The sequence below is a fragment of the Parabacteroides sp. PM6-13 genome (genome assembly GCF_029892605.1).
Taxonomy (GTDB): Bacteria; Bacteroidota; Bacteroidia; order Bacteroidales; family Tannerellaceae; genus QVMG01.
This window is the reverse complement of sequence record NZ_JARXWF010000006.1, coordinates 103,345-116,886: the sequence shown is the minus strand read 5'-3', so window position 1 is coordinate 116,886 and position 13,542 is coordinate 103,345. Positions and strand designations below refer to the sequence as shown.

11 protein-coding genes are annotated in these 13,542 nt (G+C 46.1%); 5 read left to right on the top strand and 6 right to left on the bottom strand.

Annotation, left to right across the window (positions count from 1 at the left end; translation table 11 throughout):
* Nucleotides 1-5: 5 nt before the first annotated feature.
* On the bottom strand, nt 6-500 hold the full coding sequence (locus M2134_RS07595; protein WP_280750125.1) for a cold shock domain-containing protein: 495 nt from the start codon (nt 498-500) through the stop codon (nt 6-8).
* Between the two features lie 31 nt (nt 501-531).
* Nucleotides 532-1,656 carry a DEAD/DEAH box helicase gene (locus M2134_RS07590; RefSeq protein WP_280750124.1) on the bottom strand — a complete coding sequence of 375 codons (1,125 nt, stop codon included), beginning with the start codon at nt 1,654-1,656 and terminating at the stop codon, nt 532-534.
* Nucleotides 1,657-1,962: 306 nt separating this feature from the next.
* Here M2134_RS07590 and M2134_RS07585 point away from each other — a divergent pair, with 306 nt between their 5' ends.
* The 3 genes from M2134_RS07585 to M2134_RS07575 are packed head-to-tail and all read left to right on the top strand — an operon-like array spanning nt 1,963 to nt 5,041.
* Nucleotides 1,963-2,160, top strand: a complete 198-nt coding sequence (locus tag M2134_RS07585) for a PspC domain-containing protein (protein WP_280750123.1) — start codon at nt 1,963-1,965, stop codon at nt 2,158-2,160.
* 2 nt (nt 2,161-2,162) lie between these two features.
* The gene (gene uvrB, locus M2134_RS07580; protein ID WP_280758148.1) at nt 2,163-4,184 is read left to right on the top strand and encodes an excinuclease ABC subunit UvrB; all 2,022 of its coding nucleotides are present in this window, start codon (nt 2,163-2,165) and stop codon (nt 4,182-4,184) included.
* The gene (locus M2134_RS07575) at nt 4,181-5,041 is read left to right on the top strand and encodes an N-acetylmuramoyl-L-alanine amidase-like domain-containing protein (protein WP_280758147.1); all 861 of its coding nucleotides are present in this window, start codon (nt 4,181-4,183) and stop codon (nt 5,039-5,041) included. The genes uvrB and M2134_RS07575 overlap by 4 nt, the downstream gene beginning before the upstream one ends.
* Here M2134_RS07575 and M2134_RS07570 read toward each other — a convergent pair.
* Complete coding sequence (locus M2134_RS07570) at nt 5,022-7,214, bottom strand: DUF5686 family protein (protein ID WP_280758146.1); 2,193 nt, start codon at nt 7,212-7,214, stop codon at nt 5,022-5,024. The genes M2134_RS07575 and M2134_RS07570 overlap by 20 nt on opposite strands.
* A 165-nt stretch (nt 7,215-7,379) precedes the next feature.
* Here M2134_RS07570 and M2134_RS07565 point away from each other — a divergent pair, with 165 nt between their 5' ends.
* Nucleotides 7,380-8,078, top strand: coding sequence for a Crp/Fnr family transcriptional regulator (locus M2134_RS07565; RefSeq protein WP_280750119.1), 699 nt, complete (start codon nt 7,380-7,382; stop codon nt 8,076-8,078).
* 58 nt (nt 8,079-8,136) lie between these two features.
* On the opposite strand, the gene M2134_RS07560 is transcribed toward M2134_RS07565, so the two are convergent.
* From M2134_RS07560 to dnaG, 3 genes are read right to left on the bottom strand one after another with little or no spacing between them, the layout of a single operon-like run.
* A complete protein-coding gene (locus M2134_RS07560) occupies nt 8,137-9,453 on the bottom strand; it encodes an ABC transporter permease (RefSeq protein WP_280750118.1) in 1,317 nt (438 codons plus the stop codon).
* A complete protein-coding gene (locus tag M2134_RS07555) occupies nt 9,450-10,367 on the bottom strand; it encodes an ATP-binding cassette domain-containing protein (protein ID WP_280750117.1) in 918 nt (305 codons plus the stop codon). Before M2134_RS07555 ends, M2134_RS07560 begins: the two co-directional genes overlap by 4 nt.
* Before the next feature lie 7 nt (nt 10,368-10,374).
* Nucleotides 10,375-12,438 carry a DNA primase gene (gene dnaG, locus M2134_RS07550; protein ID WP_280750116.1) on the bottom strand — a complete coding sequence of 688 codons (2,064 nt, stop codon included), beginning with the start codon at nt 12,436-12,438 and terminating at the stop codon, nt 10,375-10,377.
* A gap of 248 nt (nt 12,439-12,686) precedes the next feature.
* Between dnaG and M2134_RS07545 the strand changes: the two genes are divergently transcribed.
* Nucleotides 12,687-13,541, top strand: a complete 855-nt coding sequence (locus M2134_RS07545) for a GNAT family N-acetyltransferase (protein ID WP_280750115.1) — start codon at nt 12,687-12,689, stop codon at nt 13,539-13,541.
* Nucleotide 13,542 lies beyond the last annotated feature (1 nt).

The window sequence follows — 13,542 nt, the reverse complement described above, 5'->3', positions numbered from 1 at the left end:
ACTTATTATTCCGCATCCGCGGTTGTTTCGTCAGGCGTTTCTTTCGGTGTCGCTTTGGGTGCCGGTTTGTCGGCCAGGGCGATTCTTACGGCATTCAGGCCTTTCAGCCCTCGTTCCAGTTCGAATGTCACCTTATTCCCCTCTTTGATTTGCGCCGGAGCGCTGCTGATATGGAAGAAATATTTCTCCATATTGTCGAGGTTCTTGATAAAACCATACCCTTTGTCGGGGTTGAAATGCTCCACTCTTCCCATTAAGATTGGATCTTCCACGTCCTCTTTCTTCGGCGTAGAGATAATAATATCCTCTAAGTCGATCTGCTTTTTAGTTTGTTCGGGCGGCGTATCAGTGATCACACCATTCTCATCCACATACGCAATCATGTCTTCAAAGGTGGTGTTGCCGCTGTTCGCTTTACGCTCCTCTTTGCGTTTTAGCTTTTCTTGCCTTTTCTGTTCTTTCTTCTTCTCTAATTCTCTTTTGTTAAATGATATTGCCATCTTTTATGTATTAGTTTTTAATAATTTCCATTTATACCGAAGCCGGTACCGTGTTCAGTTTCTTTCCTGTGAGCTTTTGAATGTCTTTGACCATCGGATACTCCTCAGTAGAGCAAAAGGTGAGTGCCATGCCGCTATGTCCGGCGCGTCCTGTCCGGCCGATGCGATGCACGTAGGTCTCTGCCACATCGGGCAGGTCATAGTTGATCACCAGTTCCAGCTGGTTGATATCAATCCCTCTGGCAGCAATGTCGGTTGCAATCAATGCTTGTATCTGATTCGACTTGAAGTCAGCCAAGGCTCGTTGCCTGGCGTTTTGCGATTTGTTACCATGAATAGCCGCACTGCCTATCCCTGCCTTCGAGAGGATCCGGGCTATCTTGTCGGCTCCGTGTTTTGTGCGCGAGAAGACAAGAGCGGATTTCTCCCTGTCTTTTTTTAATAGATCGATCAACAGGTCTTTCTTCTCAGGCTTTTCTACAAAATAGATGTATTGTTCAATCGTATCTACCACCGAAGAAACGGGCGCCACCTCTACTCGGACCGGTTTATACAGGATCGAGCGTGAGAGGGCGACAATAGAGTCGGGCATCGTGGCCGAAAAGAAAAGTGTCTGTTTCTTTTTCGGCAGTTTTGGCAATAGGCGTTTGATGTCGTGAATAAAGCCCATATCGAGCATACGGTCTGCTTCATCCAATACAAAATGGCGGATAAAATCCAGATTGATAATCTTCTGGTTCATCAGATCCAATAAGCGTCCCGGTGTGGCAATCAGGATATCCACACCCCGTTTCAACTTTTCTACCTGCGGGTTTTGGTTTACCCCTCCGAAAATAACCGTATGTCGCAGATCGGTGTACTTGGCATAATCGCTGAAACACTCGTCGATCTGAATAGCCAATTCCCGCGTAGGCGTGAGCACCAGCGCTTTTATTTCCCGACGTCGTCCGCCGGATTTTTTTTCCTGTAATTGTTGAATAATGGGTATCGCAAAGGCAGCCGTCTTACCGGTACCGGTCTGTGCCAGGCCCAAGAGGTCGCGGTTGTTTAAGACAGGCGGTATCGCCTGCTCCTGTATAGGGGTTGGATTTTCATATCCTTTCTCTTGCAGAGCCTTTATTATCGGCTCTATAATATCTAATTCTTTAAATGTCATTGTTTTTTTCTATTCCTGTCTTATCTATCAGGTTGGTTCAATATATGCCACGAAAGTTTTCTCTTCGCGACGGTTAATACTACAAACAAGGAAGTTGATTTTGTTGTCGATTTTGACGATAGGAATACCTGCCAATCAGGAGACAGCGCAAAGCCTTGTGACGAAAGATACAATATAAACTCGATTGTTCATCGACAAAGATACGAAAATAATCGGTATAAAGTCCCTAATGCTTCTGAGATCCTTAAAAAGAAAACACTATCTTTGTTTTGAATATTTTAATCGAAAACAAAAAATAGCTTATTTATGGAAGGGAAAAGACTGACACGTTCTCTTAAAGACAAGATGATTGCAGGTGTGTGTGGCGGTATAGCCAACTATTTAGGTTGGGATCCTACGCTGGTGCGTGTTGCCTATGTTTTATTAAGTGTCTTTACGGTGTTTGCCGGTGTTCTGGTGTATCTGATCCTCTGGCTGGTGATGCCGCAGGAGAGTAGTTTCTAAGCATGAACTTTGAACTAACTTCGGCTTTTCGTCCGACGGGAGATCAGCCTGAAGCGATTGCTGCCCTTACCGAGGGCATCAACTCGGGTGTGCCGTTTCAAACCCTGTTGGGCGTAACCGGTTCGGGTAAGACGTTTACGGTGGCCAATGTGATCAAAGAGGTGCAACGGCCTACACTGATATTAAGCCATAACAAAACGCTGGCGGCACAGCTCTACAGCGAATTTAAGACTTTTTTTCCGCATAATGCGGTCGAATATTTTGTCTCCTATTACGATTACTACCAGCCGGAGGCTTACCTGCCTTCGAGCGACACCTATATTGAAAAGGATCTGCAGATCAATGACGAGATTGATAAGCTGCGCCTGCGTGCGACAGCCTCTTTGCTCTCAGGACGCAAGGATGTGATTGTGATCTCGTCGGTCTCCTGCCTGTATGGTATGGCCGACCCAAGAGCTTTTGCCGAAAGGGTGACTCATATTCACCGGGGGATGCAGATCGACCGGGATAAACTGTTGCGTCGTTTTGTCGATGCCTTGTATGTCAATAATAAAATAGATTTTCAGACGGGATCTTTCCGGGTGAATGGCGATACGGTCGATATCTTCCCGGCCATCGAAGGCTATGACGGGGTGGCTTACCGTATTGAGTTCTGGGGCGATGAGATTGAACGGATCTCCTCTTTCAACCCACAGAGCGGAGAGGAATACGACGAGCAGGATGAATTGAATATATATCCTACAAACCTGTTTGTTACCACAAAGCAACAATTAGACAGCGCGGTCAGCCAGATCGACGTAGACTTAGGACGTCAGGTTGAATTCTTCAATGAGATAGGAAAGCCCTATGAGGCGAAGCGATTGTATGAACGGGTTACTTTCGACTTGGAGATGATCCGTGAATTAGGGCATTGTTCCGGAATAGAAAACTACTCCCGTTATTTTGACGGACGTGATGCGGGTGAGCGTCCTTATTGCCTGTTGGATTATTTCCCCGATGATTTCCTGTTGGTGGTCGATGAAAGCCATGTGACGATACCTCAGATTCGCGCGATGTATGGCGGCGACTATTCCCGAAAGAAAAACCTGGTGGAGTATGGTTTTCGTTTGCCGGCTGCCATGGATAATCGCCCTTTGAAGTTTGAAGAGTTTGAAACGTTGACTCCACTGGCTATCTATGTGAGCGCGACACCGGCTGATTATGAGCTGGAGAAGAGCGAAGGGGTAGTGGTCGATCAGTTGATCCGCCCGACCGGGCTGTTGGATCCGATCATCGATGTGCGTCCTTCCCTGAATCAGATTGACGATTTGATGGAAGAAATTACGCAGCGCTCTGCCGCCAATGAACGTGTATTGGTAACTACGCTTACTAAGCGCATGGCGGAAGAATTGACAGCCTACCTGACCCGTATGGGCGTTCGATGTAATTATATACACAGCGATGTGGAAACCCTGGATCGTGTGCAGATTATGGAAGACTTGCGCAAAGGACTGTTCGATGTCTTGATTGGCGTCAACCTCTTGCGCGAAGGGCTCGACTTGCCGGAGGTTTCGCTGGTAGCCATTCTGGATGCCGACAAAGAGGGCTTCCTTCGTTCGCATCGTTCACTTACGCAGACAGCCGGACGCGCGGCGCGTAATATCAATGGAAAGGTTATTTTTTATGCCGACAAGATTACGGAGAGTATGCGTCTGACCATAGAAGAGACCAACCGACGTCGCGAGAAGCAGTTGGCCTACAATGAGGCACATGGCATTACGCCTACGCAAATTGTGAAAACAAGCGTTTCTGCCTTGGGAAAAGCGGGTGCCGCTGTGGAATCAAATGCCTATGTGGAACCGGAAATTACCTTGGCGGCCGATCCGGTGGTGCAATATATGGATCGCCATCAGTTAGGAAAGGCAATCGAACGGACGAAGAAGCTGATGGCGGAAGCAGCCAAGAAGCTCGAGTTTGTAGAAGCGGCGCAGTACCGCGACGAACTGATCAAATTGCAGGATATGTTAGAAACGAAACCACAATGAAACGTTATCTCTGTTTAATTAGTCTATTTCTTCTGGCTCTTTCCTGTGCGAATGGGCAGAAGCCCGAGCGGGAACACTTCTATGATACACCGGAAGATAGAGAAATATTTGCTGCTTACCTCTCGGCGATGGGAGATAAGAGAACGCTGCCTTTGGAGGATTTGATCGTAGAAACGGCTCTTTTCTTTCAGGGAACTCCCTATGTGGGGGCAACGTTGGAGAAAGAACCGGAAGGATTGGTAATCAATCTGCGGGAAATGGATTGCCTGACGTTTGTGGAAAATGTATTCTCTTTGGCGCGTACCTTGAAAGAGAAGAATCCCAGCTATGAAACCTTTTGTGATCATCTGCAGCAATTGCGCTACCGCGAAGGGAAAATAACCGATTATACCGACCGCTTGCATTATACCTCCGATTGGATCTATGAAAACGAACGGAAGGGTTTGGTGGAAGACAAAACAAAGGCTATCGGCGGGGAACCGTTGGTGCTTTCTCTTTCTTTTATGTCGACACATCCGGAAAGTTATAAACAATTGAAAGGAAATCCCGAGCGGATGGCCGTGATGGCCGAAAAGGAAAAAGAGATCAACAAGCGTGCTTATTCTTATATAGCGGAAGAAGATATCGATCGCTTGGCTGGAGGTATGCAAAGTGGCGATATGGTTGGTTTTGTTACATCGATAGCCGGCCTCGATATCTCGCATGTAGGTTTTCTCTACCGCACAGAAGGACGACTAACCTTTATTCATGCCTCTTCTAAGGCAAAGAAAGTCATTGTGCAAGAGGGTACTTTGACTGATTATGTAAAGCGAATCAAGACCAATAAGGGGGTGATGATCATTCGAGCTCAAAGGTAAACCGCACGCCAAAACGTTCAAAATCGGTTTTGGCAAATCCCGCGAAGACAGCAATATTGAAGATGGCATTTCCGAATCCGTAACCTACTTCCGTGTAACTGGGCAGGGCGGGTGTCCATAACTGCCCCAGGTAGAGGCGCTCGGAAAGCACATGCTTGGAGGCTTTCTTATCAAATAGATTCATCAGGATAAACGGACTTTCATACATTAAATGAGCTTGCGCATACTTATCGGAAGCATTATACCACTCTCGCCGTAAGGTATGGAAGACACCGCCAATCCGTTCGTCCCAGGATTCGGGGAAATTGCGCCGCGAGAAATATTGAAAATCTGCAAAGTAAAGGGATGATTCTTTTTGCGTAAACATACCGGCGCTGATATGATAGTTGAATCGTTTGAGCAGTCCCAGTTTGAGGCTTTGATGAATATCGGCCTCTACCCGGGTGTAATTACCCATGCTATTGAATACTCCCGGGATCCCTTTCGCTACTTCGATCGACATGGTCGGATAATAAGAACGGACATACTCTTTCTTTTTTCCATTCATGCGATAGAATTGACGCGGCGTATAACTTAAGCCGATGACAGGGATAAAGTCATAAAAATGCTCATCGATGAGATCTTCGATCAGTTCTCCGGGATTGACGATCTTTTTCTTAGTCACCGGGTCGCGGTAGTGATATGATACCCCGGTGTATAACTCCAAGCCGTTGGATAGTTCAATGTTATTGCGCAGATCGATATAGTAATGACGGTAATAATCCAGGTTTAAATCGCTAAAGTCAAACAGCGAGTCTTTCAGATGCTCGTTGATCTCATGCTTCATACGGGAAGAGTAAGTCTGATTATCATTCGCTATGGTCAGCTGTACATACCCTTTTTTCTCGGGCAGATAGTGCATCTCGGTCAATAATTTGGCATAAAGCTCCTTTCTTTTGAACAGATAACCCACCTCCGGCTTGAAAAGCAATTGACGGTCGTTTTTGAATGTTTTGGTGATCCTTAATTGCTGGCGGTACGAGATCCCGCTTCGGGATGAATATCCAAGCTGTAGTGGGTTCAACAGGCCCGAATAGCGGATACGAGTCGATTGCATATCGTAACTGATCGTACTGGCTAGCTTTTCTGTCAGCTTGAGGTAATCGGTCTTCGTGGAGTCTTTCGTCTTGGGCGAAGCCTTGTCGTAATTGATACTATACACATGTTCATCTTCTTCAGAAAGCGCTTCGTCTCGCTTCTCTGCCCAATAGGCATCCTCTTGTATGAAAGGGATCGAGTCGGACGATAAGGTGTAATATTTGGTGAGGTCCAGGGATTTCCACTCCCGCTTGCCGTTTTTCTTTTCCTCTTTCCTGATCCATTGAACAGAGGTGTATTTGAAAGACGAATGGTAATGACTCTCAATCGTATTGCCCAATAGTTGGTAGCGCACAAAGAGATTCGCCTTGTTGGGAAGTATCAGCTGTCCGAATTGATCTCCGAAGGCTATCTCTATGTTGAATTCGGCAAAGTCATAACGTCCGTGCATATCGATCTTTTCTATGCGCCATTCATCCGAACGGATATAGAGATCACCGCTAACGAGCTTTTGGCTTCTGATTTTAGGAAGAAAACGTATTTTGTAGATATATCCTTCGTCGATTTCAGTGATCTCCTCCAAATTGAACTCATAATAACGAAAGGCTTTCTGGCCGACTGGCGTGATGATAGCCTCTTCGTATATGGTCGGAGCGTAAATATTCAGATTGAAGAATGTCAGGATTTCACGTTGCTTTTGCCCACGGGGAACGACGTTTCCGTTCAATGCCTTAAAATTATGATGATAGAGGTTGGGGGCTTCGTATTCCGACTCGCTTACTATTTCAAAAATAGTATTGGGCTTTTTCCGGTCGATGGGCACGAGATGGTGGGCATATTGCATCAACCAGTTTCTGCGTAAGATCTCTGTTCTTCCTTTGATATAGATCTCCGCATTATATCCGGAGATAGCATTCGCATAGAGAGAGGCCTCTTCGATCACATATTGCATGATAGAGTCTGCCTGATGACGTGATTGTGGAGTCGCATTCGCAAAAGAGACAAAAGCACTTTTGGCAGCAATTTCAGAGGTGTTAGCATGAATATTTATCGCTATGCTAATTAAAAGGGTCCATATGGCAACTGTTCTGTTCAAGTAAAACGGCCTTTTATTAACAAATTTAGAAGAAATATTCTTAATCTTGTGAATTATTCCTCTCATTTATCAGTGTTATCCCTATTAAAACTAATAAATTGTACATTTGTTCTCATAGAAATGTCTTATATTTGTGCTTCATAAGTATGTTATAAAACAGTCAAGGTGAAACAACAGCATGTAGAAGTCGATATTTCGGCTAGTTTATCAGAAGTTTGGAGAGTTCTGACTGAAAAAGAACGGGAAGTTCTCCGACAGAATGCATCGATACAGCAATTTAAGCGTAACGAGCTTATCTACTGTGAGGGAGATACGCCCAAGGAGATGATGTGCTTGTTGAAAGGAAAAGTAAAAATCTTCAAAGAAGGAGTAGGGGGGCGTAGCCAGATCATTCGTATGATCAAACCTGTTCAATACTTTGCCTACCGTGCTGCGTTTGCGCAAGAGTGTTATCTTACCAATGCGGCCGCTTTTGAATCTTCTGTTGTTTGTATGATTCCAATGACGGTGGTGAATGAATTCCTGATGACCAATCCGAACCTGGCCATGTTCTTTATTCGCCAGTTGTCTATTGATCTGGGCGTGGCCGACGAACGAACAGTCAATCTTACCCAGAAGCATATTCGTGGCCGTTTGGCCGAATCGCTGCTCTTCCTGAAAGACAGCTATGGTTTGGAGGAAGATGGTGCTACCTTAAGCATCTACCTGGCTCGTGAAGACCTGGCCAATCTCTCCAATATGACTACATCTAACGCCATCCGTACCTTATCCACCTTTGTTACAGAGCATATCATTGCGCTCGATGGTCGCAAGATCAAGATCATTGACGAAGAGCGCCTGAGGAAAATCAGTAAGATGGGGTAATACCTATCCTTATAAAGGAAAAGTCCTTAAAGTCATTAAAGACCTTAAGGACTTTTCTCTATTTAAATTTCAACCATTTTATCATCTCTTTGAAGCTGGGCTTTTTGCCATACATCAAAATGCCCACCCGGTAGATCTTGGCCGATAACCAGATTGCGCCGATAAAAGATCCATACAATAAGACAACGGATAGTAATTTTTCCCAAAGCGGAATGCCAAAAGGAATACGCACCATCATAACGATTGGTGAAGTAAATGGAATCATCGAACACCAGAAAGCCAACGGACCATCCGGATTTTCCATACTATAGATACCTGCGTACAGGGCAAAGACCAACAGGATGGTGATCGGTGCCATAAACTGCGACGTGTCATCCGCGTTATCCACCGAAGAGCCAATAGCCGCAAAGATCGACGCATACATCATATATCCCCCAATAAAGAAGATAACAAAGAAAAGGCCGATCTCCCGGAAGTTGATCGTGCTAAGCATGGCAAACAATTCGGCACCCGGTTGCATCTCTGCCGCCGCACCCATGCCTTGGGCAGCTTGCATGCCCTGTTGCAGGGTGGCCATATCGGTGCCCAGGCTACCGGCATAGAAAAATCCGCCGATGGTGAATAGCGCCACCGAGAGTATGCCCCACATAAGTATCTGTGTCAGCCCCACAAAGCCAATGCCGATAATCTTTCCCATCATCAGGTCGAAAGGACGGACGGAAGAGACCATCAATTCCACAATACGGTTAGTCTTTTCTTCTACCACGCTCGACATCACCATAGCGCCATACATTAAGACAAACATATACACGATCATGGTAAAGATAATGCCCACAACCGACGCCACCGCTGCCGACGAGATCTGTTCTTTGCCATCTTCGCCCCATTTAATGGTTTGCACGTTAAAGCTCACCTTACTCTCTTGGATAATCTCCTTCAGGTTGGGGATGTTGAATGTGGCCAGTTTGTCGTCTTCTATCTGAGCCCGGATCGTTTGATTGACGATGCGGCTTAATTCATTGGGTACCTGTTTCTCCGAATAAAGGGTGGCAGCTCTTGGATTGGTCAATAGGTCATCCGTGATCTGCAGGATAGCATATAATTCCTTATCCGGACTATTCCGGTATTCTTCCAATGATTTATCGCTTTGGATAAAGCGGTAATTATCTACATCTTCAAACAGGGGCGCGTACTTCCCGGTCGTATCGATAATCGCAATCTGCCGGACATCGCTCCCTTTGATGCTTGATAACCATAACGGCACAAAAACCAACGCAACCATCATCAAGGGCATGAGCAGCGTCAGAATGATAAATGATTTTTTGCTGACCCTGTGCAGGTATTCTCTTTTGATAATCAATCCTATTTTGCTCATGACTGTTGGGAATTTGAATCGGATACTACTTTAATAAAAATATCATTCATGGAAGGGATCTCTTCGACAAACGAAAGAATCTCATTCTGTTTGGCCAAATCGCTTATTAACGCTGAATTGGTAAACGTCTCCTCCTTGTGTAGGCGTATTTCATGGATCCCGTCGCGTTCCTTTTCCGAAAGAATATGGCAATAGGCCGGCATGTCGGTCAGGCTGTTGCGCAGGTGTAGCGTGTAATTGTTAGTCTTAAACCGCTCGCGCACCTCCGATACATTGCCGGAAAGGACCACCTCCGACCGGTTGATCAACGCGATCTCATCGCAAATCTCTTCGACCGATGCCATATTATGCGTAGAGAAAATAATCGTATGCCCCGCCTGTTTGAGTTCGAGGATCTCTTTTTTTAGTATCTCCGCGTTGATGGGGTCGAATCCGCTGAAGGGTTCGTCGAAGATCAACAGGGCAGGTTCGTGAATCACCGTGATGATGAATTGCACCTTCTGTTGCATCCCTTTCGAGAGCTCTTCCAGTTTCTTGTTCCACCAGGGCATGATGTCGAATTTGTCGAACCAGCGCATCAGTCGCTCGCGGGCCACCATATAAGAAAGTCCTTTGAGCTGTGCCAGGTAAATAGCCTGTTCGCCCACCTTCATCTTTTTATATAATCCGCGCTCTTCCGGCAGATAGCCAATCTGATAGATATCTTCGGGGCGTGATTCCCGTCCGTTGAAATAAACAACTCCGCTATCAGGTGCCGTGATACGGTTGATGATTCGTATCAACGTGGTCTTGCCTGCTCCGTTTGGCCCAAGCAATCCGAATATCTTCCCCTCGGGAACACGGATACTCACATGGTTGAGCGCCCGGTGATTGGCAAATTGTTTGACAACATCTTTCGCTTCTAAAAAGTACATAGGCTTTTTACATTTTTATGATGATTCGTTCGCCCAGCTCTTTGCAGAGAAGGCTTTTGATTTTATTCAGTTCCGTTAGCTGCTGCATCAGGCGGATGATACGGTCGGTATCCTTATTGACTTGTGCCTCTTTTATTTCGGATTGCACCCCTTTGATCTTATAATTGATATAGGCATCCTTCAAAGCAAACAGTTCTTTCAATACATATTGTTGCAGGCGGTCTTCCTCTTGTTCTATTTTCCGGGACTTCGTATGGTATTTGCTCAACTGATATTTCTCGCTCATCAGGTTAGCAGCCAGCTGGCTGATATTCGGATCGGGATGATACAGGAAATAACGGCTGGGCGTGAAACTTTTGTCATGCATATGCGCAACCGCCTCGTCCAACATCGCTTTGTAGAGTGGCGTGTGGAATGTCAGATCGTCCTGCGCCAGCTCTGTATAGATATAATTCGTCACACTGATCTCTATCTCTTCGTCGTTCTCCTCCTCTTTGTAGCGGAAAAGGATCTTTTCGCCATAGCGCACAATGTAGCGAAGCAACTGAAGCTCGTTCTGTTCATAAGGAGAGCGGGATCTGGAAACCGGGATGGTTGTTATCGCTTCCGGTGGAGGTGTCGCCTCGGCGACTCCTTGTGGCAGATAGGCCTCGGGGGGCAGGTCGGGCGGAATCTCTCCCGGAGGCATATCCTGGGGAGGATATTCAGGGGGAGGCGTCATGATAGTAGGAGGGGAGGGAGGCGTTTGTTGTGCCTTCCGTTCTTCATTCCTCTGACGTATCTTGTTGACCTCATTCAGTATCACCCGTTCGTCGACCTCTAACATACTGCTGCACTCGCGCAAATACACCGTGCGGGCTATTTCGTCGGGGATGATAGCCACCGAACGGATAATGTCCGAGATCAACTCCGACCGCTTGATCGGATCATGGCCTGCGTCGTCGAGCAATAATTGGGTCTTGAAGCGGATAAAGTCCGTTTCGTTCTTTTCTATATATTGAATGAATTCTGTCGCGTTGTGCTTGCGGGCAAACGAGTCGGGGTCTTCACCGTTGGGCAACAACAGTACCTTTACGTTCATGCCCTCTTCCAATAACATGTCGATTCCCCGGAGCGCTGCTTTGATACCGGCCGCGTCGCCGTCATACAAGACGGTGATGTTGTTGGTGAAACGACGGATCAACCGGATCTGTCCCTGCGTAAGCGCCGTTCCGGATGAGGCAACCACATTTTCGATCCCTGCCTGATGCATGGAGATCACATCCGTGTAGCCTTCTACCAGATAGCATCGATCCGCCTTGACAATCGGTTGTTTAGCAAAGAAGATGCCGTAGAGCTCGTTACTTTTGTGGTAGATTTCGCTTTCGGGTGAATTGACATACTTGGCGGTCTTTTCATCTTTCTTGAGCGTACGTCCGCCAAAAGCCACCACCTTGCCACTCAGTGTATGCACCGGGAACATGACCCGTCCCCGGAAACGATCGTTTAGATTGCCATTTTCGTAGGCAATGATCAAGCCTGTTTTTTCCAGATAGTCTTTCCGGTAGCCCTTTTCGATGGCTTCTTTAGCAAGCGCGTCGCGTTTGTCAAGGCTGTAACCGAGTTGGAATTTGCGGATGATATCCTCGCGGAATCCTCTCTCTTTGAAGTAGCGAAGCCCGATGTTGCGCCCCTCTTCGGAGGTGAATAGTTGGTTGGAAAAGTATTGTTGCGCCCAGGTATTGACAATCAACATACTTTCCCGGTCGCTGCGTACCTGCTTTTCTCGCTCGGTCAGCTCGCGTTCTTGTATCTCGATGTTGTATTTCTTAGCCAGAAACCGAAGCGCGTCGAAATAGGTCAACTGCTCATGCTTCATCACAAAGTGTACCGCAGAGCCTCCTTCGCCACAGGCAAAACATTTGCAGATGTTTTTAGCCGGAGAAACAGTAAAAGAGGGCGTCTTATCGGAGTGGAAAGGGCATAACCCAATATAGTTCACCCCCCGTCGCCGAAGGGTGACAAACTCAGATACAACATCTACGATGTTTGCTGCGTCAAGTATTCTATCTATGGTGGGTTGATCGATCATTTTTCTTCTTGCACATGCTTTGCGCGCATACAAAGGTAGTGCAATATCACGAATATTTTAAGCCTGAAAAAAAATTCTCACCCGCATGAGAATTTTTTCTCACGCGGGTGAGAAAAAAGACACCCGCCAGATTTCGGAGTGACATTATCAATGCTGTTTGCCTAAGATTCACTAAATTTGTTGGAAAAATAACATCATATATTATGAAAGATAAATATCAGTTGAAATAAAACAGATAGAGAACCTATATGGAAATCAAATCTCTCGCAAAAATCAGTTTTGACCAACTGTTTGAAGCGTTTTCACAAGCATTCGCTCAGTATGATATTCAAATTGACAAGGAAGAATTCCGTACGATGATCCGCAGGCGCGGCTATGATCCGGCACTTTCGTTTGCTGCTTTCGATGGCAATAGAATCGTTTCGTTTACCTGCAACGGTATTGGTGATTATCATGGCAAAAGGATGGCCTACGACACCGGAACCGGGACACTCGCGGAATATCGGGGACAGGGACTTGCGACTAAAGTGTTCGAGGCGTCTATTCCGTATCTCAAAGAAGCCGGAGTCACAGCATATATACTGGAGGTTCTCCAGCATAATACCGGGGCTTTCAATGTGTACAAAAAGATAGGCTTTGAGGTAACCCGGGAGTTTTATTACTACAAGGAAGATAACGGCAAAGTGAATATCGCGCCAAAAACCCTGCCGGTTCCTTACGTCATACAGCCCATCTATATCGACGAATACAAAGATACTATATCCACTTTCTGGGATTTTCATCCCTCGTGGCAAAACAGTTTCGAATCGATAGAACGGACAAAAAAGGATTTTATCTATAAAGGAGTGTTCTCAGATGGGAATCTCATTGGCTATAGTGTATTTGAACCCGGTTCGGGTGATGTGACGCAACTTGCCGTGCATCCTCGTTTCCGCCGTAAAGGGATCGGTTCGATACTTTTGCAGGAAATGGTTAATGATAACAGATTTGCAACACTTAAAATCGTGAATACAGATATAGCTTGCGATTCGGTAAAAGCTTTTCTTTCTGTTCACGGCATCGAACCCAAAGGCAAACAGTATGAAATGATAAAGAAGCTTTAGT

What these genes read in the sequence shown, in the direction of transcription:
- M2134_RS07595 (WP_280750125.1), bottom strand. Translation starts at nt 500, where the DNA reads ATGGCAATATCATTTAACAAAAGAGAATTAGAGAAGAAGAAAGAACAG.
- M2134_RS07590 (WP_280750124.1), bottom strand. Translation starts at nt 1,656, where the DNA reads ATGACATTTAAAGAATTAGATATTATAGAGCCGATAATAAAGGCTCTG.
- M2134_RS07585 (WP_280750123.1), top strand. Translation starts at nt 1,963, where the DNA reads ATGGAAGGGAAAAGACTGACACGTTCTCTTAAAGACAAGATGATTGCA.
- uvrB (WP_280758148.1), top strand. Translation starts at nt 2,163, where the DNA reads ATGAACTTTGAACTAACTTCGGCTTTTCGTCCGACGGGAGATCAGCCT.
- M2134_RS07575 (WP_280758147.1), top strand. Translation starts at nt 4,181, where the DNA reads ATGAAACGTTATCTCTGTTTAATTAGTCTATTTCTTCTGGCTCTTTCC.
- M2134_RS07560 (WP_280750118.1), bottom strand. Translation starts at nt 9,453, where the DNA reads ATGAGCAAAATAGGATTGATTATCAAAAGAGAATACCTGCACAGGGTC.
- M2134_RS07555 (WP_280750117.1), bottom strand. Translation starts at nt 10,367, where the DNA reads ATGTACTTTTTAGAAGCGAAAGATGTTGTCAAACAATTTGCCAATCAC.
- dnaG (WP_280750116.1), bottom strand. Translation starts at nt 12,438, where the DNA reads ATGATCGATCAACCCACCATAGATAGAATACTTGACGCAGCAAACATC.
- M2134_RS07545 (WP_280750115.1), top strand. Translation starts at nt 12,687, where the DNA reads ATGGAAATCAAATCTCTCGCAAAAATCAGTTTTGACCAACTGTTTGAA.